The organism is Paenibacillus sp. N22P23 (assembly GCF_059383735.1).
Window position 1 is genome coordinate 97,227 of record NZ_JBXENT010000005.1, and the last position, 22,431, is coordinate 119,657.

The window sequence follows — 22,431 nt, forward strand, 5'->3', positions numbered from 1 at the left end:
TTTCAGCAGATCCGATCGCTCTCTGGAGCAAAAGAGCCCTTAACACTTCGTCCTCTTCATAGCCGTTTACTTATTAGCTTATCGTTTATTATATGCTCCACAATTTCATTCGTCAAGGACTTGCACCAGCATAATTATAAAAAGTTATGTATACGCGATTCTTAGGCGCGCCTCGCCGCTATTTGCAACATAAGATGAAGAATCATGCACCTAAGAAAGCAGGATGCCCTATGATTCGAGCAAGGCGAGCACGCACGGATGACGAGGAGATCATCCGTTTAATCAAGAAGGAGCTCATACCGCTCTCTTATACAGCTTCGCCAAATGATGCCCAGACGATTCGCGAGCTGCCCAGACGTCTAAGCGACGGTGTCTCGCTTGTTTACTCACGGTCCAAAAGAAGCATACCGCTTGGATTCATCCATTACTATACGCGGGGCGACACGCTCCTCTTCGACATGCTCGTCGTCCATCCTCAGCATCGCGGCAAACAAATCGGCACGCTTCTCATAGCCAAAGCGGAAACAAGCGCCAAAGAAAAGGGCTGCAGCTTCGCCAGATTGTTTGTCGATCATGGAAATCCAAAAGCCCAGCGTCTCTATTCGAGGCTGGGCTATCAGACCGTCCGTTTCATTCATCAGGTTCGCTGCTACGAGATGGTTAAATCATTATTAACCTAGTTCGCTTATTCTGCCATGGATGCGATTAGTAGTACGGGGTGTTATTATAACCGGCAATCGGCTGGCAATCGCAGCCGCCTCCCGGGCCACCGAAGCCCGGTCCACCGAAACCTGGTCCACCGAAGCCTGGTCCACCAAAGCCTGGTCCGCCGTAGCCTGGTCCACCAAAGCCTGGTCCACCGAAGCCTGGTCCGCCGAAGCCTCCGCCCCAGCCAAAGCCTCCGCCGGCGAATAAGCCGATCGCAAGCAGATCGAATAATACAAGTGCTATGATCGCTCTTGTCTGAACCTCTTTGCCGTTGCTAAGCGGCATGAGCTGCAATTGATTTTGATGGGCGCGAACGAGTTTACCAGTGACGACAGAACCGTCTTTGCGAACCGCATAGACCGTTTTGCCGACCATCTTCTGAACTTGTTCTTTCGTAACGCGTTGCATAAGGATTTCCCTCCTCAACATAGCTTACAATGCATGTGATTTGCCTCCGCCGACAAATGCTCATAGAGGATATTTATCTCGGAAGTATAAACGGCGTTGTCCTATACTCTATTCACTAGCATCAGAATGCGATTGTACCGCTGTCCATATAGATTAAAACAAATAAAAAGCGCCCTCCCGCTGAGCGGAAGGGCGCTTTATCGTTAAAACGGTAATCCGTAGACTACGCGTTTACTTTTTGCTTTGCAAGGTTTGCAAAAGTGTTGAACGAGTTGATGTCGTTAACTGCAAGATCAGCAAGCATTTTGCGGTTTACTTCGATACCCGCAAGCTTCAAACCGTACATGAATTTGCTGTATGACAGGCCATTCAGACGAGCTGCTGCATTGATACGAACGATCCACAGTTTGCGGATGTCACGTTTGTGTTGACGACGGTCACGGTAAGCATAAAGCAAAGATTTCATTACTTGCTCTTTCGCTGTTTTAAACAGGCGATGCTTTGAACCGAAATAACCTTTTGCTAGCTTCAAAATTCTTTTACGACGACGTGCGCGGACGAATCCGCCTTTAACTCTTGCCATGAGTAGAAACCTCCCGAGTAATAGTTATACGAATTAGATCGATCTAATTAACCTTTGATGTTTGCAAGGCCTTGTTGCAGACGTTTGAAATCGCCTTTAGCCAAGTTTGGTTGAGTGTTCAGTACACGCTTCTGACGGGACGATTTGCCGGAAAGAAGGTGGTTTTTGTAAGCTTTGTAACGAATTACTTTGCCAGTGCCAGTGATTTTGAAACGATCTTTCAAACTGCTGTGAGTTTTCATTTTAGGCATGGGGTGTTCCTCCTCAAAGAATGTTAGTTAGTCTGTTTCGGTGCCAAAATCATAATCATACTGCGGCCCTCAAGTTTAGGAACACGCTCCATGACGCACAGATCAGCAACCTCTGTTGCAAGCCGATCAAGAATCTTCTGACCTACAGAAGCATGTGTAATTTCACGTCCGCGGAAACGAACCGAACATTTCACTTTATCGCCTTCACCCAGAAACTTTACAACATTGCGGAATTTAGTTTGGTAATCGTTCTCGTCGATGTTAGCACGGAACCAAACTTCCTTCGTGTCTACAATCTTCTGATTCTTGCGAGCTTCTTTTTCTTTCTTTTGCTGCTCATAACGGAATTTGCCATAGTCCATAATCCGGCACACCGGCGGTTTCGCTGTCGGTGCAACGTTCACTAGGTCCAAGTTCAAATCGATTGCCAATTGCAGTGCCTCGCGGAAAAGCTTGATGCCTAGTTGTTCGCCTTCAGCACCGACTACACGCACTTCTCTGGCCCGAATTTCATCGTTGATTTGATGTTCCCTGCTAATAACCTGCCACCTCCATAAATTATGAATCACGCAAGCAAAAATCAAAAAATGCGGATCCGCTCGGGACCCGCATTCCAATAATCAAGATTGTTGGCTGTTCACGCAGCTGTTAAGCTGAAGCCTGTTCCAATCATCGATCGCGAACCATTCGGCCATCGCCGAGTAGGTGAGAAGCGGGTGCCTCTACTTGTGCGTATACATGTTTGAGTTTCTGTAAGACATGTTACTGAAATACTATAGCACAGCCAATTCAGGACTGTCAAGCTTCGATTGACGGAGCTGACTGAAAGTACACTAGACCTGTTTGCTCTGCACTTCTTCCAAGCGAAGCACACGCGTATGCTGCGTATGACTCCATTGCTTGTTGTTTTGCGTGAAGAACGCGTAGCAAGTAATCGGCAGCCAGGAAAGCTGGAAGAACACCATCGAGAACAGATGTCCGTACATGCGCCATGAACGAATGCCTTCAAGCATCATAACGAGTGGGAACATCACTACTGTAGCAAGAATTGCAACACCAGCTACCCAATACGGCAAGTAATAGTAAATGGATGAAAAAGCATTCTTCGCCGGGATGACATTATCCATCCACAGCAATGCTGTAACCAAGAAGCCGATAAACGTGTTGTATACCGAGATGGAGTACAGCGCCGCATCAAACTTCACGAAGCTGCGCTCTTTAATACTTGCCCACAGCAGCGGGAAGAAATAACTGCGAGCTACGGTAAAGTGACCTTGCATCCAGCGCAGACGCTGTCTGGAAGAAGCTTTGAAGCTAAGCGGCTTCTCGTCGTACACTTTCGCATCATAATTCAAAACCGGATGAATGCCGCGTTTCACGCAGCGCATCGAGAACTCCAAATCTTCAACGAGACTTGTTGCACCCCAGCCCATTTCCTTCATGAGCGCGGTATCAAAGCACATGCCCGTGCCGCCAAGATAGTTGGCCATGTTCAAGTTTCTGCGGGACAGCTGCCACAACCGGTTGCAATACCAGTATGTGATCGCATAAGAAGCCGTAACCCAAGAATCCGTTGGGTTCTTCGTATCCAAATAGCCTTGGATGACCTTGTGGCCTTCGCATAGATCATTGTTCATATGAATCAAGAAGTCATTGCCGACCAGGTTATCTGCGTCGAACATCACGATGGCATCATACTGACGGGGCATTGCCCACAATTCCTTCAGCATCCATTCGATCGCATGGCCTTTGCCGCGCAGATGCGGATTCTTCCGCTCACATGCCTGCACGCCATAGCTGCGGACGATTTCTGCCGTGTTGTCCGTGCAGTTGTCGCAAATGACGAAGATATCGTATAGTTCTTTTGGGTAATCCAGCTTTTTCAAGTTTTCAACAAGCGCTCCGACTACCTGTGCTTCATTGTGCGCAGCGACAAGCACGGCAAATGATTTCTGCGGCTTGTGCTTCAATTCCTTACGTTTCCTTACAATTCCGAACAGAGAAATAGTGAATTGATACACGCCGACAAATGCCAAAAAGATTTGAAACATAATAATGATTGTATTAACCATTATTTTTTACTACCCCCTTGAGACCCCATTTTTTATATTCTCTCTAGTTTTGTTTGATCTCGCTGTCAGTGAATCGCGGCACATCTTTTTTTATATTCCGCAACCCTACTGATTTTCCACACAATGTGCCCTTTTGTCAAAAGTAGAAAACGCCGCTTAACCGCCAAGAAGTCGAAGAAAAGCGCTTGCATTGGGTATTGACGGGACTGATACCTTGTTTTCGTCCGTTTCACCCTTATTTTCATCCATTTACGATAAAAACATGTTTCTTTTTCAATAAACGATTAGAACTGGTAAAGGTTTCATGTTAATTAACCCCTAGTGTGACGATTTGATGAACGCGGGACGGCGGATTCCGCTTGTTGGAATCTCATGAGAAGCTCTTCGAATATGGCATCCCAGGATTGTCTGAGGCTGTGCGCCAATCCTCTCGCTGTGAAACGTTTGCGAAGCTCAGGGTTACGGTACATGCGTTCCAGCGCAGCACTGAAGGCGTTCACGTTGCCAGCCTCGCACCTTAAACCGCTCCACTCGTGGACAACCGTATCCACCACACCTCCCGTATCAGCACATATGACAGGCGTGCCGCATGCCATCGCTTCCAATACGACATTGCCGAATGTCTCCGTAGGAGATGGAAACAGCATGACATCCGCTGCCGCATACCACTGTTGAAGCGCCGGCATCGCTGTAAATCCAAGAAAACAAGCCGAAATCCCTTCCCGTGCAGCTTGTTGCTTCAAGGTAGTCATGGATGGACCGTCGCCAGCTATAACGAAAATGGCATCTTTGCACACCTCTCGCTCAAACTTTGCAAATGCGGCAATCGCGCAATCCACGTTTTTTTCAGGTGCAAGTCTGCCTACATAAAGCACGATGAAGCGATCCTTCGGAATTTGATACTGCGCGAGCAGCGCGGCTTTATCCACATTCGGATGAAAGCTCTTCGTATCCATACCCCGTGTCCAAACAGCTAATCGATGTTCATCCCACCCCCGTTCCTTCAGCTCAAGAAGCGTCGATGCGGAGGGTACGAAAATGAACCTGCATTCCTGATGAAACCATTCCATATACCTCCATAACATCTTAACCATCCAACGGGTATTGTAAAACGCCAAATAGCGGTCAAAATGTGTATGATAGGAAGCAACCAGCGGTATTCGGTGTTTATGAGAATAATGAATACCGCAAAGCCCAAGATTGAACGGGGTCGCTACATGAATAAGTGTTGGCTGAAACGCTTGTAAAGTGCGATGAATATGAATGGGATTCGGCAGTGCAAGACGGCATTCGGGGTAGAGGAAGAAAGGCATGCTGGCAAAACGAGTGACCATGGGTTCTTCATGCGTGGCAGCAGCAGGCTGAGGAGCGAAAACAAGGCATGGAATATCGCGGCGGCGCAGGTAGTGCTCCCACCGCTCAAGCGTTCGTGCCACTCCGTTAACCTCAGGAGCGTAAGTATCCGTGAACAAAGCAAGACGCATTGGACATCGCCTCCATCCGCTAGTACCGCCTTACATGCGCGGCCAGCTTGTGGAGCCAGTTTACATGATTTGTATTATTCGCGTATCAATGCTGCATGAAGAGTACGTGAAGACGAATGGTTTATATGTACGATCCAAGGATCGGACATGCAGCATTCGTCTAATTACTTCATAATCGGTTATTTATTCGTTAATACGGCAGAAACAATTCCAACCTATACTTGATTTGCAGGCGGCAGGTGCTTGGTGACTTGCAGCCGGAGAATAGGCGTGACATTTGCATACAACCTGGAGGGGATTCGAGTGGTCAATGTCGTGTTCTGGGCTTTAACACAGGAGCAGCGCTTATTATTATGGGCAAACCGCAGGTCGGCGCACAGAGCCGTAAATCGGTTATTAGGGGGATGGCTGGGGACGATTACCCATGCAGGCGGCGCAACGTTCACCTTGCTGACTGCTTTGCTTTGCGGACTGTCCGCACCAGGCATTTGGGGAATAGCCGGCTGGCAAGCTTTTGCCGCCGTGATTATCAGTCACATCCCAGTTGCCATCATGAAACGTAAATTCAGCAGACTCCGCCCCTATCAGGCACTGAGCAGCGTGCATGTATGCAAAAAGCCGCTGCGCGACTCCTCGTTTCCTTCGGGTCACACAACGGCTATATGCGCTTGGCTCTTGCCTTGGCTTCTGGCGGAATCCGCCATGTTACCGATTATTCTGCCAGCAGCGATCATTCTTGGCGGATCCGTCGGCTGGTCAAGAATGTATCTCGGTCTCCATTATCCTTCTGATATCGCGGCAGGCGCGGTAATTGGCTCGTTTGTCTCACTGTCCGTTTCCGCAGCCTGGTCACTCTTCTGAGCGGCAACCAGCTTCGCTTCTTTATGAGCCGCGATCGCCTTCTCGCCGATCACAACTTCGACGCGGTGAATATTGTTGCCCTTCTCGACGAACTTGGCTTCATATTCCGTCAGCACAAGATCATCGCGCAGCGTTTCTTTGTGAAGATGTAGCGATATATTGCGCATATGCAGCTCCATGTCTGCAAAGCTGTTGAGCGAGAACTCGAATAGCAGCTGCGAATCGGTCTTGAAATGAATCTCGCCATATTCGTTTAGAATCTCCATGTACTTCTTCACGAAGCGCGGGTGCGTCAGTCTTCTGCGCCCGTGCTTTGCTTTTGGCCATGGATCGCTGAAATTCAAGTGGATGCGCTGCACTTCCCCAGGCGCAAACATCTCTTCGATGCCCTCAATATTGGCACGCAGCAGCGCCAAGTTTGGCGGCTGAGTTACGCCTTCCTTCTCCCATGCTAACCGCGCTTTATCACTTGCACGGCGGATCAGCTCATCGTACATATCGACGCCGATGAAATTAATATGAGGATTCCGAACGCTCATATCGCTGATAAATCGGCCTTTCCCCATCCCAAGCTCAATATAGATCGGATTATCGTTGCCGAAAAATTCACGCCAGCGTCCTTTATAAGGCGCTGCATCCAGCACCACAAGCTCCGGTTGTGCTTCCAAACTCTCCAATATTCCTTTTCTTCCTCTAAGGCGCATAATAATTGATTCCTCCACGTTTTTGGTCACTAGTCCCTATTGTGCCCGAATTGCGCTGCACTTGTAAAGTCCGCGCGTATGCAAGGCTTTTCCAGTTTCTGTGCATATAAAAAGCCGAGGGCGCGGGATACGCCTTCGGCTGGTAATGGCCTTGACTACTTGTTTAGTTGAGCAGTTGGTTCTGAGCGGTCTCTTGCGACTCCAAAATGTCATGCAGCTTCTTGCGAGCGGAAACCTCAACATTATGATTACCGTAAAAACGGATGCCAGCGAGCGACATGAGTTCTTTTCTCGTTAATTCGACCGTAACTTTCTCGTCACCATGTGGAATTTTAACTTGTGAATCCATTCCTCATCACCTCAACTTGATTATTTTCAAGCGAATTTCCAGAAAATCGACCTGCTATGACAAGTGGTTGAAAGAGGGTTAAATGTAGTGTTTTTGCTGTTATGTCGCACTTTTAATATAACACTTCATGTAAGGTTTAGCAAGCCCTTTTCTAATCTTTTTTACAGCATTGCGCCTATTTTGAAACCGCTTTTTTTCTTCTAATGAAGTGCGTTACTGGCGCCGTTTACAGCCTTATCGTAGCGTTTTGTCTCTTTTTTCGTTATGATTGGGGATATAAGATTTAATAAAAGCAAGAGGAGCCTAACAATGAAAGTTCAAACTCAGCCGGATGCCGACTCCCTTCAGCCTAGCCTGTGGAGCGACAAAAGGTTTCATACATGGAACTACGAAATGCGGGAGCAATTCGGGAGCAAAGTTTTCAAGGTCATGCTCGATGCCGGATTTACCTGCCCAAACCGGGACGGTAAGATCGCAACTGGCGGCTGTACCTTCTGCAGCGCAAGAGGCTCAGGTGATTTCGCAGGCAGCCGCAGAGACGACTTGGTGACCCAATTCAATAAAATTAGAGATTTGCAGCATCAGAAGTGGCCCGAAGCGCAGTATATTGGGTACTTCCAAGCCTATACGAATACGTATGCGCCGGTTGAAGAGCTGCGGGAATATTATGAAGCGATCCTCGTTCAGCCCGGCGTCGTCGGCTTGTCTATTGCCACACGGCCGGATTGCTTGCCTGACGATGTCGTCGATTATTTGGCGGAACTGAATGAACGGACTTATCTGTGGGTCGAAATGGGACTGCAAACGATCCATGAGTCCACTTCCACACTGATTAATCGCGCTCACGATACAGCCTGTTACGAAGATGCGGTTAAGCGTCTTCGGGCACGCGGTATTCGCGTTTGCGCGCATGTTATTTACGGCCTGCCTCAGGAAACGCATGAAATGATGCTCGATACCGGCAGAGCTGTTGCTGCCATGGATGTACAGGGCATCAAAATTCACCTGCTTCATCTTATGCGCAAAACGCCGATGGTCAAGCAGTATGAAGCAGGCCTGCTCCGCTTTCTGGATCAAGACGAATATGTGAAGCTGATTGTCGATACGCTGGAGCTGCTTCCGCCGGAGATGATCGTTCACCGACTTACAGGCGATGCGCCTCGCGATCTGCTGATCGGTCCGATGTGGAGTCTTAAGAAATGGGAAGTGCTGAACGCGATCGACCGCGAGCTGACCACCCGCAACACATGGCAAGGCCGCTTGTGGGAGGCGCGGTAAGATGGGATTCCTAAGCGTACTCAGTATGGCTCATAAACTCGTGAAGGAGCGCGTTTCGCCTGGCGACATCGTCATTGACGCGACCTGCGGCAACGGCGTAGACACGCAGTTCCTTGCGGAGCTCATTGGCCCCCGCGGGACTGTCTATGCCTTCGACATCCAGGAGGAAGCGCTGGAGCGGACGAGGCAGCGCTTAAGCGGCAATGAAGCAAGCGGCGATAATATTGTGGTGGACAAGCCGCAAGCTCAGGCAAAGGCAGCGGTCCGCCTCGTTCATGCGAGTCATGCCGATATGCTGGCGCATCTATCTGCCGATTCGTACGGGAAGGCTGCGGCGGTTATGTTTAACCTCGGCTACCTGCCCGGCGCGGATCAGACCGTCATCACGACTCCAGATGGCACGATCGCCGCTCTTGAGGCCGCGCTTTCGGTCCTTCGACCTTCCGGCATCGTGACCGTTGTGCTATATCCCGGTCACCCCGGCGGCGCTGAAGAAGCCGATGCTGCCCTGCAATGGGCATCCGCGCTGCCTCAGACAATGGCGCAGACGGTGTTGTACCGTATGGCGCAGAAAGCAGAGGCACCTTATTTGCTCGCAATCGAGAAAAGGCAACTGTAAGACCAGCTAGGGTCAGAGCTTTTAAATCTTTTCAGATCAGATTAGCCAATTTATGAGGAGGTTGTTATTCATGGCAGTTCGTAAACTTGAGCATGTTGGCATTATGGTTTCAGATTTGGAGAAATCGATCGCATTCTATACCGAGATTGTTGGTTTGAAATACCTTTACACCTTAAAGCATTCCAACAATGTCATCCGCCTTGCTTTCTTGGCCGGTACCGATGGCCAGGAATCCGAAATCGAACTGATCGAAGGCTATAACGGCCAATTGTCAGATGAAGGTCGCACACATCATGTCGCATTCACAGTCGACGATGTGGATGCAGAATTTAAACGTATCACTGATCTTGGCGTCCCGCTTAAAGATACCGAAATTACAATGCTGCCGAATGGCGCGCGTTATTTCTTCTTCTACGGCCCGGATGGCGAATTCCTAGAAATGTTCCAGCCTGCTGCACAGCCACAAGCCTTATTGTAGTTTGAGGAAACCAGGAAGTTTAGACAGAGGAGTGATTCAATTGACACAGACTTACCCGTTGCAATTTAAACCCGAAATGAAAGAGCGGATCTGGGGCGGCCGCGCACTGGAGCAATTCGGCCTTGAGCTTCCGGAAGGCTCCATCGGCGAAGGCTGGATGATCGGCGATCATCCGAACGGCACAACCAAAGTCATGAATGGTGAACTTGCCGGACTTGGACTGGATGACATTCGCGAGAAATTCGGACGCGAATACTTCGGCACGAAGGGATACGCCGAGAATGGCCGTTTCCCGCTGCTCATCAAGCTGCTGGATTGCAATGACGATCTGTCCATTCAAGTGCATCCTACCGATGCTTACGAAGGATTGCCGGAAGGCGAGCTTGGCAAAACCGAAATGTGGTACATACTGGCTGCGGAGCCAGGCGCCAAAATCATCTACGGCCTCAAAGAAGGCGTTGACCGCGCTGCCCTCGCTTCTGCCATTGAAGAAGGCCGTGTAATGGACTGCCTGCAAGAAGTACCGGTCGAAGCCGGGGATGCGTTCTACATCCCGGCCGGCACTGTACACGCGCTGTGCGCTGGGGTTGTAGTCGCTGAAATTCAGCAAAACTCCGACACGACATACCGGGTGTTTGACTACAATCGTCCAGGTCTGGACGGTAAGCTTCGCGAACTTCATGTCGAAGACTCCCTCAATGTGACCGCTTATGAAGGCGCAGGCGCGAGCCGCATGAAGACTGATGCGATCGGCGACAATGAATGGCTAAACATCGCAGAATCCCCGTATTTCGTCGTTGAGAAAGGGCTTGTACGCGCGCCTTGGAAACTATCAACGACACCGGAATCATTCGTCATTCTTGTTATTGCAGAAGGAACAGGCTCGTTGAGCTGGGATGGCGGCACGCAAGCCGTTAAAGCCGGCGAATGTTTCTTGCTCCCTGCAAGCCTTGGCAGCTACGAGCTGGATGGCAGCATGACCGTTCTGCGCAGCGTTACGCCTTAATACGAACAACGAAGAGGCCCTCACAAGACAACTTTTGTGAGGGCCTTTTTTTTGCAATGGCAAGTAAATTGAAGAGTTCCGCGGGAGCGGCGAGATACTCATCATCAATCACAACTTAATAACAAACGGGGCAACAAGCACCTTCCCCTTATACTGAAACTGTGCCCATAGCTTATATAGGCCTGCCTTGGGAAACTGCGTATGGAACATTACGCTTGATGAGCTTGCGCTCATTTCGGTTACGGCATGCACATGCAAATACTGCGTGGCACTCTCGTCCAATATAACGCAATGTCCCGCTGTTCCCAGATAGGGCTCTAGCATAATGGCCTTACCGGTAGCGGCATCCTTCAATGTAAAGTTCAGCATTTCCATTTCTCCTGCCTTCACTTCCGTAAGATCAGGCATCGCAGAGAGGGTCACCTCCACGCCGGAGACGATCGTTTGCATAGACTCGCTAGCCGTAATCTTCTCACTTACAGACTTCGCTCCGCCAACCGTGATCCATTTCTTATATACCGTGAGCCCAACGTCATCCGGCATAAATTCCGAAATAAGCAGAAACCGACCTCCATGCGGAAAGCTCAGCTTCACTTTGAATTTCCCTAGCCCTTCATGAACCGGATGAACATGCGAAAACGTAGATAGGTCTGCGCTCACCACAATCAGATGCATCAGCTTCGTCATATCCTCTGTAAAGCTCTCCACCGCTACACCAGACGGATCAAGCACCTGCAAGTCTAATTCAATCTCTCGACCGCTCTCAACCGACTTCTCCTTAGATACGATCACTTTATATCCCCGGTCAGACACATTAGTCATTTGATCCTGCTGCAAATAGTGAAGCAATCCTCTTGTTGGTGGATCGATCTCCACATTGCCAAGTGGTTTGGCTGTACAGCCGCCTACGAGAAGCACTACTATACCGGAGATAACCAGCCCTCTCAGTACCAAGCCCCATTTCCGCATCCCGCTATCCTTTCACTTTCGAAGCAGACAGGAAATGAACGCCTAGAGAAAGTAAGGTCGCCTCCACAATCGAGCCTGACCATAGCTCTGCCGACCACCCGATTCCATCGACCACATGCATGTACCCGTAATAGAAGCCCCACAGCGCAATGGGCAGCACCGCCGCGATCAACCGCTGTGCCCACATTCTGCCTTCGCCCGCCTTCAAATACCGATAAAGCAGATCACCCAGCAGACCTGCGGCACCTGCAATAATAATCGACTGGTAGTACACGAACCCGTCCAGCACATTCATCATCGTCGTGATCATCGCAAACAGCAGCGTCATTGTGCCGAGTGGCAGCTGCCATCGTTTCATAAGCAGAAACACCGGATACATATAAATAAGCGTATCCAGCAAAATGTATGTAAGACCGCGCATTTCGTTACTTTCAGCAACAATCCCATTACTAAATCGACTAACATACCAGTCTACCACAGCGGCAGCCGGTAAATTGTAACGGAACATCCAGGCGTACATGAGGAAGAAGCTGACGGCGCCGACTGTAATGACCAAGGATAGAAAAGCAGGGGCGAACTCCACCCAGCCTGGTTTGGTCATTTTCTCATTATGCCAACTTGCCCTAAACGGGCTCGATAAAATCAATAACCCACCTAACAGCAGCATGAGATGAGAAGGACTCAGCAGCGCTGCCGTGTTTTGCTCAATACCGAATACAACATGCCAGTACATATCAAAGAGTCCGCCAAGCAAGAAGATGACAACGCCGGTTAATCCAAGCCCATAGCCGACAGGTGCTGCCTTCAGCCAGGGTAAGCCGGTAGTCCGCTTGGAGCGGTACAGCAGCCAGCACATCCAAATAGCGGAAACCATAAAACCTGAATAAAGAATGGCATGCCATGGGGTAAAGAATGTTTCGACGACCCCATGATTATGAGCAAACCCGTCTACGAAAATGCCGCCAATCAGCCAAATGCCAAAGACGATGGTCCAATAATCTTTCGCCGTGCTCACTCGTACTACGCGTGCGTTCATTGCTTGAATCGGAACTGATTGCATAGCGCGTCCCTCCGGCTCTATCATTTTGCAAAGGCTGTAAACGCCTTCACACTCTTGTCTCATTGTACTATGCCGGTTTACTTTTCCACTACTGGGGCAGCAAAAAAAGAAGACCGCCGATTAAACGGCAGTCTCCTTGTCCTTCTTCCAAACCCCTCTTCGCTCCAGCAGCGCCACTACACCCGCAGCAGCAAATATCGTTAATAGACATACCAGAGGATAACCATAGCGTCCGAAGGTAATAAATGGTAGATGAATGAACCAATAGTAGAGAAAAGGCAGCAGCACTGGCAAGATCAGCTTCAAACGTCCTCGAATGCCAAGTACGACGAGTCCAGCGAAGCCAGCGAGCACGTACAGCCAGTGCACCACGTTGATCGCCGGTCTAGGTAATCCCGGTACCGGCTTGGAGTAGAAGGGACTCTCGAAGAGCTGTATGGACTTCCCGACCGTAAACCAGTACGCGTAATCGAACGTGTGATGTTTGAAGCCATATGCAATGACTCGCTGCGCAGCCCGCTTCTCCGCGCTGTCGCTGCCTGAGAACAGCTTCTGATCCTTGTATTCCGGATATTGCTCGAAGAAACCTTTTGGCGGATTGGCCCGTTTGATCAGCGCTCCCAGCAGCATTGGATTACCGGTGGACTTGGTGAATGGAATAAATTCATGAAAGTCGACATAGTTGCGGACCCACCACGGCGAGAGCAGCAGCATGCTGCATACACCAACGATAGCGGTAAACTTGAAAATATCCTTCCAGTTGTAACGCTTTACGAGCCAGATAATCAGCAAGCAGATCGGGATCAGTGCACATTGCGGTTTGACATAACAGGAGAGCCCCAGCATGATGCCAACAAACACATAGGCGGATGCCTTTCTGCGCTGCAGGGCATAAATGATGCTGCAAATCAGCAACAAAAAGAGCAGTTTAAACGTCGATTCTGTTAGAATCGCACCAGAGGCAAACAAGTTCGGCACATAGAGCGCATCGAGCAATACAGCCACAACAGCGACGCGTCTGCCCAGCATTTCACGTGCGATGATGAAAATGAGATAAACCGAAGCCGCCTGCATCAAGCACTGGAGTAAACGGAAGCCCATCACGGCAGCATCGCGATCCAGAAACGACATAAATCCGCTGAGCACAACAGGAACTACCGGCATGATATAGTTGGTCGGGTTCATTCCGCTGTTATAAACAAGCGTGTGATGCTCGAGCAGAACCTGCGCGGCATGTACATATTTGACATCATCATTGTTGCGTTTCTCATATGAGCCGAGCAGGAAATGGTCGCCGAGCGACAAGACAGTGATCACATGAATGAGTAGAACCGACGCCATTAGAATCCAAACGAACTTCCGCATCCGGGACGTTTCGGACCGTAGTGAAAACAAAGCATAACTCCCTTTCCAATTAACTGGTATTCTATAAAGATCCGTTTTCTATTATACTATAAAAGATTTGTTGAAACGCAAGGCGCACACGTAGAAGGATAGGAAAGAAGGTAATACGATTATGCAGCAACAACGGAGCAGCGATATATTAGTCATTATTCCTGCCTACAACGAAGAAGATACACTTGCCCGCACCGTGCAGGAGCTCAAACGACACACACCTTATGATTTTGTCGTGATAGATGATGGCTCTAAGGACCGTACGCCTGAGATCATTCAAAGAGAGGGATTCCCTTCCCTTCGCCATGCGGTGAATCTCGGAATCGGCGGCTCTATGCAAAGCGGCTATAAGTATGCAGACCGCGGCGGCTACAAATATGCCATTCAACTGGATGCAGACGGGCAGCATCGGCCTGCCGACATTGAGAAGCTTGTTAACGAAATTACCAGCCATGACTATGATATGGTTATCGGCTCGCGTTTTGTTGAAGAAAGCAGCTACAAGGGAAGCCTTTCCCGCCGCATCGGCATTTTCTACTTTCACTGGCTGATTCGGATGCTGACAGGCGTATCTGTTTACGACCCTACATCCGGCTTTCGCATCGTCGGACGCCGAGCGATCGAGCAGTTCTCACGCAACTACCCGACGGATTATCCGGAGGTCGAAGTGCTCGTCAGCTTGTCCAAGCGAGGTTACAAGCTCAAAGAGATCAGTGTTGAAATGCGCAACCGTCAAGGCGGCTCATCCTCTATCAACTGGTCCAAATCGATTTACTATATGATGAAGGTTACGATGTTCTCGCTCATTCGCAAAAGCTTCTCATAAACGAAAGGATCCCGCCAGATGAATCAGCTTGTCGCTATTGTCATTACGTTGTTTTTCCTTGGGCTTATCATTTCGTTCACGGTAACCCATAAATTGAAGGACCGCTATGCGTTCCTCTGGCTGATCACCGCCATTGCCGGCGTACTGGCTGCCGCTTGTATCCCGCTGCTCAACCGGTTTGCCTTATGGATGGGCATCGCCTACATGCCTACCTTCGTGTTTCTGGTCACCATTATCTTCATCCTTGCGCTGCTCGTGCGGCAGACGATGAGCTTGTCGAACCAGTCGGAGAAAATGAAGACGTTAACGCAGGAATTCGCCGTTATGGAGAAGAAGCTGCTCGATCTTCAGAAGGCTGTGGAAGGACGTGAGACGCTTTGAATGTGGTCCAATTCCTTCTCATTCTCGCCAATACGCTCATGCTTGTAAGCGGGCAGTTTCTGTGGAAATACGGACTCATGCAACGCGCGAAACCTTTCGAATCGCTGCGCACGATACTTGAGCTGATGTTCTCCCCCTATATCATGGGCGGATTGTTCATCTATGGCTGCGCAACGGTATTGTGGCTGTTTATCGTATCGAAGGTCGACCTCAGCTTGGCCTATCCGATCCAGAGTCTGGCCTACATCATCTCCATCATCGGCGCTTATTACCTGTTTGGGGAGTCGTTATCCGCACTCAAAATCATCGGCTGTCTGCTCATTCTAGCAGGCGTCGCATGTATCGGCTTGTCAGCCAGATATGCGTAAAAGCTAAAAAGCACGGTAAAGCTCGGGAGCGATTTGGCTCCGGACTTTACCGTGCTTTTTATTGTTCAACGTCGCTGCGCGTTAGTTCTGTTCGATCTCGCCGATTCCGCAGGAATCATCGGTACAAACTCCGGTGCTGCCTGTCGAAGAAGGATCGAGAATGATGAGCGGTTTCTCCTCTTCCCAGCCCTTCTGCAGGACATCGAGGAATACATCGCTTTGAAGCGCTCCCGCTACCGCGTATTTGCGGTTGATAACGAAGAACGGAACACCATTCGCGCCAAGCATACTTGCTTCGCTGCTCTCTGCTTGAACTTCGGCTTTGAACGCATCGCCGCCCAGCATGGTCTCCACTTCATCCGGATTCAGGCCGGCTTCCACCGCGATTTCTCGAAGCGTCTCCATCTCGGCAATATGCTTGGAATCGGTAAAATACGCCTTGAACAGCAGCTCCGCTACCTCGGTTCGTTTGCCTTGCATACCTGCAAAATGAATCAAACGGTGTGCATCGAGCGAGTTCGCCGGAATCGCATGCTCGAAATTGAACGTAAGCCCCTGCGCCGCAGCTTGCTGTACCAAATTCTCATGCAGCTGAATGGAACGCTCGCGGGAGACGCCGTATTTATCCGCTACCAATCCATATACATCATGCTTCGGATATTTCTCCGCATTCGGATCCAGCTGGAAGCTGCGATAGATGACCTCTACCTTATCCTTGTGCTCGAATTGATCTAATCCCTTCTCGAAGAGACGCTTGCCGATATAACAAAACGGACACGCAATGTCCGACCAAATTTCCACTTTCATCTTGACTTCACTCCTTCGTCTGATAAGCCCATTATAGCCGCTTGGTCAGGTGTAGGACAACGTCTGAGCCAGATTGCTGGTATAAATTCCTGCTGCCAGCTGTCGGTTCGGAAATCCTCTTTGCAGCAGTTTAAGTCCTCCGGAAGCGCAAGATATATGATGGCAGAATCGATAGAAGCGTAATCTCGTCTCATCCAAGTCGTCCCTGGACAAATACTTCGCATAATTCGGAAAGCGGAACTGGAGAAAGCTGTGCTCATATTCCAGATCGAAGAACTCCGCTCCTTCAATATCAATGAAGTACGGTTCCATATTCCCATTCAGCAAAATATGATCCGGCCCCAGTTCACTGTGAATGAGACTATAGTCCTCACGTGGAGGGATTTCGCTGCGCATGCCTTCCAACACTTCCAGCAGTCTCTCATGCTGCTGCGTGATCTGTCCGACCTCGCCTGCAAGGAAATTCAGTTGAACCATCGCATTATCGTGAATACCAGTTTCACAAGGTTCCGATTGCCGACTGCCTTGCAGCCATACCTTTCCCCAAGATGATCGCTTTATCTGATGCAGGCTGTGAAGCAATTCATTGCACCTGCCAAACACCTGATCACGAAGAGCCTCTGATGAATGCTCCAGATAGGGGATTAAGTCGCCGCCGGACATATATTCCACAAGTGCAAAGTCAAACGGGCATTTCTCCCTCGACGTATCCATGGAATAAAGGGCAGGAGTGCGAACGCCATGCCCGGTCAGAAACTGATTGTTATGACGGAAGAGCTCTGCTCCGAACGAGCCCTGCTCGCCATTTGCCAAATTGGCCGCAACCTCTTCTTCAAAGTAATTTTGCTTCAGATCCCAGACGTAGAGCATCAATTTAAAACCGTTCTTGGCGTGGACAATATATACAGCCTTCTGTGCCCCGCCATGCAGCCGTTCTACCTCTACAGCTGTTACTCCGTTTCCAAGTGCCTCCCGCATACATGCAGTCAAATCACCAAGCGCAATCGGACAACGCTCACTCATCCCTCAACAACTCCCTCAGACCTGTTTACGATTCTTTCAAAATGTACCGAAAAACCAGCCAAAAATATAGACTGTTTCGGAGCCGGATGTTATGATGTTGAGTGAGTTCTTTGTAAATTTAGCGACTCATTTCGTTACATAAAAAAGCCTTGGAGGCATGCCTCCAAGGCTTTATTTTTTCAATTAACGCTTTAGAATATCTTCAATGCTTGCCAGCTCTTCGCTCGTAAACGAGAGATTGTTCAGCGCTGCAACGTTGTCCTCGATTTGGCTGACGCGGCTTGCGCCGATCAGAGCCGAAGTGACGCGACCACCGCGAAGCACCCATGCCAGCGACATCTGAGCCAGCGACTGCCCGCGCTCTGCTGCAATAGCATTTAGTTTCTGCAGCTGTGCTACGCGCTCCGGGGACACTGCGCTTTCGCTTAGGAAGCCTGTTGCGCTTGCCGCACGCGAATCGCTTGGGATCCCGTTTAAATATTTGTTCGTCAGGAGTCCTTGTGCCAGCGGGCAGAACGCGATGCTGCCAACGCCGTTCTCTTCCAGCACGTCCTGCAAGCCGTTCTCCACCCAGCGGTCGAACATGTTGTAGCTCGGCTGATGAATGACAAGCGGCGTGCCCAGATGCTTCATGATCGCAATGGCTTGCGCCGTTTGCTCCGCACTGTAGCTGGAGATCCCAACATAAAGCGCTTTGCCGGAGCGTACCATGTGATCGAGCGCGCCCATTGTTTCTTCAAGCGGTGTTTCCGGATCCGGGCGGTGCGAGTAGAAAATATCTACATACTCCAGGTTCATCCGTTTCAAGCTTTGCTCCAAGCTTGCAATCAGATACTTGCGGGAGCCCCACTCGCCGTATGGGCCCGGCCACATATAGTAACCGGCTTTGGAGGAGATGATCATTTCGTCACGGTACGGTTTAAAGTCCGCGAGCATCATTTTGCCGAACATTTCTTCTGCAGATCCTGCCGGAGGACCGTAGTTGTTCGCCAAGTCAAAATGCGTAATGCCCAAATCGAAAGCACGGTGAAGCATCGCGCGGCCGTTCTCATACTTGTCTACGCCGCCGAAATTATGCCAAAGCCCTAACGAGATCGCAGGCAGTTTAAGGCCTGTACGTCCACAGCGGTTATACTTCATCGTTGCATAACGCTCTTGATTAGCTGCATATACCATGTTCATTGCTCCTTAGTAGTGCGGATTGTATAAAACCTCTTAAATTTTACACCATATGCCAACCCGGCTCAAGCTTGGCCGGAAGGAACAAGCGATAGAGTAAAGAATTCAGCCGACTTTGAATCGCCTTTGCCGCCACCGCTGTAGATGACAACCAGCAGTGTTTCTTCTTCCGTCGAAACGACGCCTTCCTCCAAATACCGCTTCAATTGGAACGGCAGCCTCTCAATTACAGCATGCTTCTGAAGCTCCTTCTCGCCAAGTCCAAGCGCGGCAAATGCTTCCGACACATCCGACGGACGATCAGTAAGACGCTGCATCCAGCCGCTCCACTCCGCCTTCTCCATGCTGAAGTCCCACCATACTTTGCGCGGTTTGTAGTTGTGATTCAAGAAGTAATCCAGCTTCATCAGGCCGAGCGCGACATCAAGCTGCCATTCTGCAGCTTCATCCTTCGCATGTGCTTCCGTAAGAAACGACCACAGCCGTGAGAACAAGTCCTCCAGCTGATGACCGATTTTCTGCCAGCCGCGGCCTTCCCAGTAATCGCCGAACTGCTGGAAGAAATCGAAGGCGGATGGGAATGCCCGCTCCACAAGGTAAAGCAGCGTATGATCCATCCGATGCGCATTCCAGTACTTCTCTAGCACGTCCTCTACTCGTTTGATCCGAACGATGTCCGAGAACGGCATAATGTCATTGCCGAGAATCTCGTATGGCGCGCGATCCATATAAATATAACCGTGCTTCTCCGCGTCGAGACGCATGCCTGTGCCGCGCAGCATCTTGAGGAAGCCAAGTTGCAGTTCTTCCGGACGCAGCTCAAACACGTCGTTGAACGTTTTGCGGAACGAATCGTAATTCTCATGCGGCAGTCCGGCGATCAAATCGAGATGCTGATCGATTTTGCCGCTTTCCTTAACTTTCATGACCGTACGCGTCAACTTCATGAAGTTCTGACGGCGCTGCACAGCTTCGTTCGTCAGATCATTGGTCGATTGAACGCCGATCTCGAAGCGGAAAATGCCCGGCGGCGCGTGCTCGGCTAAGTAATCCAGCACTTCCGGACGCATGATATCTGCTGTAATTTCAAACTGGAATACACAGCCGCCGTGATTCTCGATGAGAAACCGGAATATCTCCAGCGCGTAATCGCGCTTGATATTAAAGGTGCGATCGACGAATTTAATGAGCTTCGCGCCGGCATTGATGAGATAGAGCAGATCCGATTTGGTTCGCTCCATATCGAAGTAGCGCACGCCAACCTCGATGCTCGACAAGCAGAATTGGCAGCTGAACGGACAACCGCGGCTTGTCTCGAAATAGACGACACGGCTTGCCAGACGCGGCACATCCTCCTCGAAACGGTGCGGTGAAGGCAGCGTCGCAAGATCAAGCTTCGGACGAGGTGGATTCACAATCATCTCGATTCGACCATCTTGGTGTTCCTTCCGGAAGGCAAGGCCAAACACCAGATGGAATTTGCGTGTATCCGCAAGCTCCGTGAGCAAGTGATGGAAGGTCTCTTCGCCTTCCCCAACAACGATATAGTCGACCTGCGGCAGACGCTCCAACCAGAAAGCTGTGTCGTAGCTCACTTCAGGACCGCCGAGGACGATGCGGATTTCAGGTTTGATTTTCCGCAGCATGTCAATCACCGTAATCGTCTCTTCAATGTTCCAAATATAGCAGGAGAAGCCCACAACATCCGGGTTGCGGGCAAATAAGTCAGCGACGATATTCATCGCAGGGTCCTTAATCGTAAACTCCGCGATATCGATATCAAAGTCCTTCTCGCTGTAGGCCTTCAAACAACGCAGCGCGAGCGAGGTGTGTATATATTTAGCGTTTAAAGTGGAAAGTACTACTTTCATTGAACGTCATTCCTTCATTTGCTTGAATATGAACCTAGACTAGCCTAACTATCCCATTGTAACGAAAATCAACTTAAAAAAGAAGAGCAGCCCGTTTCGCGCGGCGGGTGCATACGCATCCTGCCTAGCTCAACCGGACTGCTTATTGTTCTGTTTAACATTCCGCTATGCGCGGACGCTGACGAATACTTTATCTTTGCCCTGATACGAAATAACTGGAAATTTGACGCGCCATTTGCCGTTGCCAAGCGCCGTTACTTCATCCTGCGCGAAGCCGCGAGGCTCGAAGCTAAACTCTTGATCATAGTAAACGATCAGCTGGATCGTATCGTCCGGGAGCATGCGACGCAGTTCATAGCCGGTGTTCAATGCCCAAGTTCGCATTTCTTCACTGGACTCATGACCATACTGCATATAGATCGCCGGATCGATCACTGCGCTTACGACCAGCCATCCTTGCGCATCCCGCTTCACTTCCACTTGCCCTAGCTCTGTTGTGCCGCCTGATGTGCTCAGTTCCGCAAACTCATCCTTGATCAGCTGCTTAATCGTATCCGTGGACTCGCCTACTAGCGTTTCCGGAAGAGTAGGAGGCAGAAATTCGATCTTCGTAGGCGGTGTTTCTTCCAAATCGTATTTAAGCATTAAGATATTCATAGAAGATACAGCAAAATTCAAATCAGCCTGCGTTGTATCAATACCTGCAGCCGTAATTCCGATCAGCTCGCCGTAATCGTTGAACAAACCGCCGCCTGAGCTGCCGTGATCGATTGGCACGCTGATTTGATAATACTGTGCGCCGTCAAAGGTAATGTTGCTGATTACGCCATCGGAAATCGTATTTTGTAAACCGAGCGGGCTGCCGATTGCGACGACATGATCGCCTTTGGCTGCGCCGACACCGATATCTACGGGCTCTACGTTGAGTGCAGTCTTCGTCTTGACGATTGCCAAGTCGTAGTTCTCGTTGTAGCCGACAACGCCTTGCAGCTCCAGCTCCGTCCCATTCAGAAGCATGGCGCTTCCTTTGGCCGCATCCGCAATGACATGATAGTTGGTCAAAATCTCGTCTTTCCCAATAACGACGCCGCTGCCTTGCGCAGTGTCCGTCATGATCATCACGACCTTATCATCGTTCTTCGCGACGATTTGTTTGGTTGTCATGAGGACCGGGTGCTTCTCTTGCTCTGCATGATCAATCGCATCTTGCTTCTTCTGTTGAATAGCTTCAGCAGACGTGATTCGGATCACATGTTTCGCTTGATCGAACTGCACATCGGCGCCCAGCGCCTCTGCGATGAAACGGAGCGGCACCATGGTTGCGCCATTCAACTGCTGCGGCGCTTGCGAGAGCAGGATGTTTTTCCCATTCTTGACCGCTTTCTTATTGCCAAGCTGCAGGGAGATCGTTGTACGTCCCTTAACAGCAATAATTGTTTTCGTCTTCGGTTCCCAGGTTACACTCGCCTTTAGCGCCGTAAAGATCGTGCGCATCGGAACAAAAGTCGTCCCCTTCTGCGTTAGGGGCGAAGGGCTGATCGCCAGTTTCTTCCCATCTACTAGGACAGAAGTAGTCTGGTTGGTCGGTTTAGCAGCGACTGCGGCATAGGCTGCCGGGGCGGTTGCTGCACTTGCTGATGCGGCTTCAGCCGTATTCACGTTCACGGATAGCGGTGCTATTACAAGTCCTGCAGCTAAGACGGATAAGAGCCATTTTTGCTTCAAATTGATAGTCAGACTCACGCGTGTTT

General features: G+C 50.0%; 26 protein-coding genes. 10 read left to right on the top strand and 16 right to left on the bottom strand.

All coding sequences use genetic code 11. From position 1 onward, the window contains the following. The first annotated feature begins 230 nt into the window (after nt 1-230). Nucleotides 231-680: a GNAT family N-acetyltransferase gene (locus AC506A_RS20690; RefSeq protein ID WP_495462912.1), complete on the top strand. Its 450-nt coding sequence runs from the start codon at nt 231-233 to the stop codon at nt 678-680. Nucleotides 681-705: 25 nt separating this feature from the next. On the opposite strand, the gene AC506A_RS20695 is transcribed toward AC506A_RS20690, so the two are convergent. The 6 genes from AC506A_RS20695 to AC506A_RS20720 all read right to left on the bottom strand — a co-directional run bounded on the left by AC506A_RS20695 (nt 706) and on the right by AC506A_RS20720 (nt 5,506). Beyond that, nucleotides 706-1,116 (bottom strand): hypothetical protein, encoded by a 411-nt coding sequence (locus AC506A_RS20695; RefSeq protein WP_495462913.1) that lies wholly within the window; start codon nt 1,114-1,116, stop codon nt 706-708. A gap of 223 nt (nt 1,117-1,339) precedes the next feature. Continuing rightward, the gene (rplT, locus tag AC506A_RS20700) at nt 1,340-1,699 is read right to left on the bottom strand and encodes a 50S ribosomal protein L20 (protein WP_475781210.1); all 360 of its coding nucleotides are present in this window, start codon (nt 1,697-1,699) and stop codon (nt 1,340-1,342) included. A 47-nt stretch (nt 1,700-1,746) separates the two neighbouring features. After that, nucleotides 1,747-1,950, bottom strand: coding sequence for a 50S ribosomal protein L35 (rpmI, locus tag AC506A_RS20705; RefSeq protein ID WP_090576365.1), 204 nt, complete (start codon nt 1,948-1,950; stop codon nt 1,747-1,749). 23 nt (nt 1,951-1,973) lie between these two features. Beyond that, on the bottom strand, nt 1,974-2,516 hold the full coding sequence (gene infC / locus AC506A_RS20710; protein ID WP_495463113.1) for a translation initiation factor IF-3: 543 nt from the start codon (nt 2,514-2,516) through the stop codon (nt 1,974-1,976). A gap of 267 nt (nt 2,517-2,783) precedes the next feature. Beyond that, nucleotides 2,784-4,022 carry a glycosyltransferase family 2 protein gene (locus AC506A_RS20715; RefSeq protein WP_495462914.1) on the bottom strand — a complete coding sequence of 413 codons (1,239 nt, stop codon included), beginning with the start codon at nt 4,020-4,022 and terminating at the stop codon, nt 2,784-2,786. Between the two features lie 311 nt (nt 4,023-4,333). After that, the gene (locus tag AC506A_RS20720; protein ID WP_495462915.1) at nt 4,334-5,506 is read right to left on the bottom strand and encodes a glycosyltransferase family 4 protein; all 1,173 of its coding nucleotides are present in this window, start codon (nt 5,504-5,506) and stop codon (nt 4,334-4,336) included. Here AC506A_RS20720 and AC506A_RS20725 point away from each other — a divergent pair. After that, nucleotides 5,487-5,681 (top strand): hypothetical protein, encoded by a 195-nt coding sequence (locus AC506A_RS20725; RefSeq protein WP_495462916.1) that lies wholly within the window; start codon nt 5,487-5,489, stop codon nt 5,679-5,681. The genes AC506A_RS20720 and AC506A_RS20725 overlap by 20 nt on opposite strands. A 128-nt stretch (nt 5,682-5,809) precedes the next feature. Further along, entirely contained in the window at nt 5,810-6,367 is a 558-nt protein-coding gene (locus AC506A_RS20730; RefSeq protein WP_495462917.1) for a phosphatase PAP2 family protein, read from the top strand. Here the strand turns inward: AC506A_RS20730 and trmB are convergent. Together trmB and AC506A_RS20740 are read right to left on the bottom strand one after the other, a co-directional pair. Further along, the gene (gene trmB / locus AC506A_RS20735; protein WP_495462918.1) at nt 6,286-7,071 is read right to left on the bottom strand and encodes a tRNA (guanosine(46)-N7)-methyltransferase TrmB; all 786 of its coding nucleotides are present in this window, start codon (nt 7,069-7,071) and stop codon (nt 6,286-6,288) included. The genes AC506A_RS20730 and trmB overlap by 82 nt on opposite strands. Before the next feature lie 163 nt (nt 7,072-7,234). Beyond that, nucleotides 7,235-7,420 carry a hypothetical protein gene (locus tag AC506A_RS20740; RefSeq protein ID WP_475781205.1) on the bottom strand — a complete coding sequence of 62 codons (186 nt, stop codon included), beginning with the start codon at nt 7,418-7,420 and terminating at the stop codon, nt 7,235-7,237. Between the two features lie 309 nt (nt 7,421-7,729). On the opposite strand from AC506A_RS20740, the gene mnmL reads away from it, so the two are divergent. The 4 genes from mnmL (at nt 7,730) to AC506A_RS20760 (ending at nt 10,801) form a co-directional block, all read left to right on the top strand. Continuing rightward, nucleotides 7,730-8,698, top strand: a complete 969-nt coding sequence (gene mnmL / locus AC506A_RS20745; RefSeq protein WP_495462919.1) for a tRNA modification radical SAM protein MnmL/YtqA — start codon at nt 7,730-7,732, stop codon at nt 8,696-8,698. Nucleotide 8,699: 1 nt separating this feature from the next. Then, complete coding sequence (gene mnmM / locus AC506A_RS20750; protein ID WP_495462920.1) at nt 8,700-9,317, top strand: tRNA 5-(aminomethyl)-2-thiouridylate-methyltransferase MnmM; 618 nt, start codon at nt 8,700-8,702, stop codon at nt 9,315-9,317. 70 nt (nt 9,318-9,387) lie between these two features. Beyond that, nucleotides 9,388-9,795, top strand: a complete 408-nt coding sequence (locus AC506A_RS20755; protein ID WP_495462921.1) for a VOC family protein — start codon at nt 9,388-9,390, stop codon at nt 9,793-9,795. Nucleotides 9,796-9,835: 40 nt separating this feature from the next. Then, nucleotides 9,836-10,801 carry a type I phosphomannose isomerase catalytic subunit gene (locus AC506A_RS20760; protein ID WP_495462922.1) on the top strand — a complete coding sequence of 322 codons (966 nt, stop codon included), beginning with the start codon at nt 9,836-9,838 and terminating at the stop codon, nt 10,799-10,801. 108 nt (nt 10,802-10,909) lie between these two features. Here the strand turns inward: AC506A_RS20760 and AC506A_RS20765 are convergent, their stop codons facing one another. From AC506A_RS20765 to AC506A_RS20775, 3 genes are all read right to left on the bottom strand, one after another. Continuing rightward, on the bottom strand, nt 10,910-11,770 hold the full coding sequence (locus tag AC506A_RS20765; RefSeq protein ID WP_495462923.1) for a DUF8832 domain-containing protein: 861 nt from the start codon (nt 11,768-11,770) through the stop codon (nt 10,910-10,912). 4 nt (nt 11,771-11,774) lie between these two features. After that, nucleotides 11,775-12,830 carry a hypothetical protein gene (locus AC506A_RS20770; protein WP_495462924.1) on the bottom strand — a complete coding sequence of 352 codons (1,056 nt, stop codon included), beginning with the start codon at nt 12,828-12,830 and terminating at the stop codon, nt 11,775-11,777. 120 nt (nt 12,831-12,950) lie between these two features. After that, on the bottom strand, nt 12,951-14,225 hold the full coding sequence (locus tag AC506A_RS20775; protein WP_495462925.1) for a glycosyltransferase family 39 protein: 1,275 nt from the start codon (nt 14,223-14,225) through the stop codon (nt 12,951-12,953). Between the two features lie 121 nt (nt 14,226-14,346). Here AC506A_RS20775 and AC506A_RS20780 point away from each other — a divergent pair, with 121 nt between their 5' ends. The 3 genes from AC506A_RS20780 to AC506A_RS20790 are packed head-to-tail and all read left to right on the top strand — an operon-like array spanning nt 14,347 to nt 15,800. Next, on the top strand, nt 14,347-15,051 hold the full coding sequence (locus AC506A_RS20780; RefSeq protein WP_495462926.1) for a glycosyltransferase family 2 protein: 705 nt from the start codon (nt 14,347-14,349) through the stop codon (nt 15,049-15,051). A gap of 18 nt (nt 15,052-15,069) precedes the next feature. Next, nucleotides 15,070-15,432 carry a DUF2304 domain-containing protein gene (locus AC506A_RS20785; protein ID WP_495462927.1) on the top strand — a complete coding sequence of 121 codons (363 nt, stop codon included), beginning with the start codon at nt 15,070-15,072 and terminating at the stop codon, nt 15,430-15,432. A 2-nt stretch (nt 15,433-15,434) separates the two neighbouring features. Next, a complete protein-coding gene (locus tag AC506A_RS20790; protein ID WP_495463114.1) occupies nt 15,435-15,800 on the top strand; it encodes an EamA family transporter in 366 nt (121 codons plus the stop codon). An 81-nt stretch (nt 15,801-15,881) separates the two neighbouring features. Here the strand turns inward: AC506A_RS20790 and AC506A_RS20795 are convergent, their stop codons facing one another. The 5 genes from AC506A_RS20795 to AC506A_RS20815 form a co-directional block, all read right to left on the bottom strand. Next, complete coding sequence (locus AC506A_RS20795; RefSeq protein WP_495462928.1) at nt 15,882-16,607, bottom strand: DsbA family oxidoreductase; 726 nt, start codon at nt 16,605-16,607, stop codon at nt 15,882-15,884. A gap of 45 nt (nt 16,608-16,652) precedes the next feature. Then, nucleotides 16,653-17,630: a phosphotransferase gene (locus AC506A_RS20800; RefSeq protein WP_495462929.1), complete on the bottom strand. Its 978-nt coding sequence runs from the start codon at nt 17,628-17,630 to the stop codon at nt 16,653-16,655. Nucleotides 17,631-17,813: 183 nt separating this feature from the next. Then, complete coding sequence (gene mgrA, locus AC506A_RS20805; RefSeq protein ID WP_495462930.1) at nt 17,814-18,806, bottom strand: L-glyceraldehyde 3-phosphate reductase; 993 nt, start codon at nt 18,804-18,806, stop codon at nt 17,814-17,816. Nucleotides 18,807-18,874: 68 nt separating this feature from the next. Next, nucleotides 18,875-20,680, bottom strand: a complete 1,806-nt coding sequence (locus AC506A_RS20810; protein WP_495462931.1) for a B12-binding domain-containing radical SAM protein — start codon at nt 20,678-20,680, stop codon at nt 18,875-18,877. Between the two features lie 165 nt (nt 20,681-20,845). Continuing rightward, nucleotides 20,846-22,423 (bottom strand): stalk domain-containing protein, encoded by a 1,578-nt coding sequence (locus AC506A_RS20815; RefSeq protein ID WP_495462932.1) that lies wholly within the window; start codon nt 22,421-22,423, stop codon nt 20,846-20,848. Nucleotides 22,424-22,431 lie beyond the last annotated feature (8 nt).

Coding starts and splice junctions, on each gene's coding strand:
- AC506A_RS20690 (WP_495462912.1), top strand. CDS start 231: ATGATTCGAGCAAGGCGAGCACGCACGGATGACGAGGAGATCATCCGT.
- AC506A_RS20695 (WP_495462913.1), bottom strand. CDS start 1,116: ATGCAACGCGTTACGAAAGAACAAGTTCAGAAGATGGTCGGCAAAACG.
- rplT (WP_475781210.1), bottom strand. CDS start 1,699: ATGGCAAGAGTTAAAGGCGGATTCGTCCGCGCACGTCGTCGTAAAAGA.
- rpmI (WP_090576365.1), bottom strand. CDS start 1,950: ATGCCTAAAATGAAAACTCACAGCAGTTTGAAAGATCGTTTCAAAATC.
- AC506A_RS20715 (WP_495462914.1), bottom strand. CDS start 4,022: ATGGTTAATACAATCATTATTATGTTTCAAATCTTTTTGGCATTTGTC.
- AC506A_RS20720 (WP_495462915.1), bottom strand. CDS start 5,506: ATGCGTCTTGCTTTGTTCACGGATACTTACGCTCCTGAGGTTAACGGA.
- trmB (WP_495462918.1), bottom strand. CDS start 7,071: ATGCGCCTTAGAGGAAGAAAAGGAATATTGGAGAGTTTGGAAGCACAA.
- AC506A_RS20740 (WP_475781205.1), bottom strand. CDS start 7,420: ATGGATTCACAAGTTAAAATTCCACATGGTGACGAGAAAGTTACGGTC.
- mnmL (WP_495462919.1), top strand. CDS start 7,730: ATGAAAGTTCAAACTCAGCCGGATGCCGACTCCCTTCAGCCTAGCCTG.
- mnmM (WP_495462920.1), top strand. CDS start 8,700: ATGGGATTCCTAAGCGTACTCAGTATGGCTCATAAACTCGTGAAGGAG.
- AC506A_RS20755 (WP_495462921.1), top strand. CDS start 9,388: ATGGCAGTTCGTAAACTTGAGCATGTTGGCATTATGGTTTCAGATTTG.
- AC506A_RS20765 (WP_495462923.1), bottom strand. CDS start 11,770: ATGCGGAAATGGGGCTTGGTACTGAGAGGGCTGGTTATCTCCGGTATA.
- AC506A_RS20770 (WP_495462924.1), bottom strand. CDS start 12,830: ATGCAATCAGTTCCGATTCAAGCAATGAACGCACGCGTAGTACGAGTG.
- AC506A_RS20780 (WP_495462926.1), top strand. CDS start 14,347: ATGCAGCAACAACGGAGCAGCGATATATTAGTCATTATTCCTGCCTAC.
- AC506A_RS20785 (WP_495462927.1), top strand. CDS start 15,070: ATGAATCAGCTTGTCGCTATTGTCATTACGTTGTTTTTCCTTGGGCTT.
- AC506A_RS20795 (WP_495462928.1), bottom strand. CDS start 16,607: ATGAAAGTGGAAATTTGGTCGGACATTGCGTGTCCGTTTTGTTATATC.
- AC506A_RS20800 (WP_495462929.1), bottom strand. CDS start 17,630: ATGAGTGAGCGTTGTCCGATTGCGCTTGGTGATTTGACTGCATGTATG.
- mgrA (WP_495462930.1), bottom strand. CDS start 18,806: ATGGTATATGCAGCTAATCAAGAGCGTTATGCAACGATGAAGTATAAC.
- AC506A_RS20810 (WP_495462931.1), bottom strand. CDS start 20,680: ATGAAAGTAGTACTTTCCACTTTAAACGCTAAATATATACACACCTCG.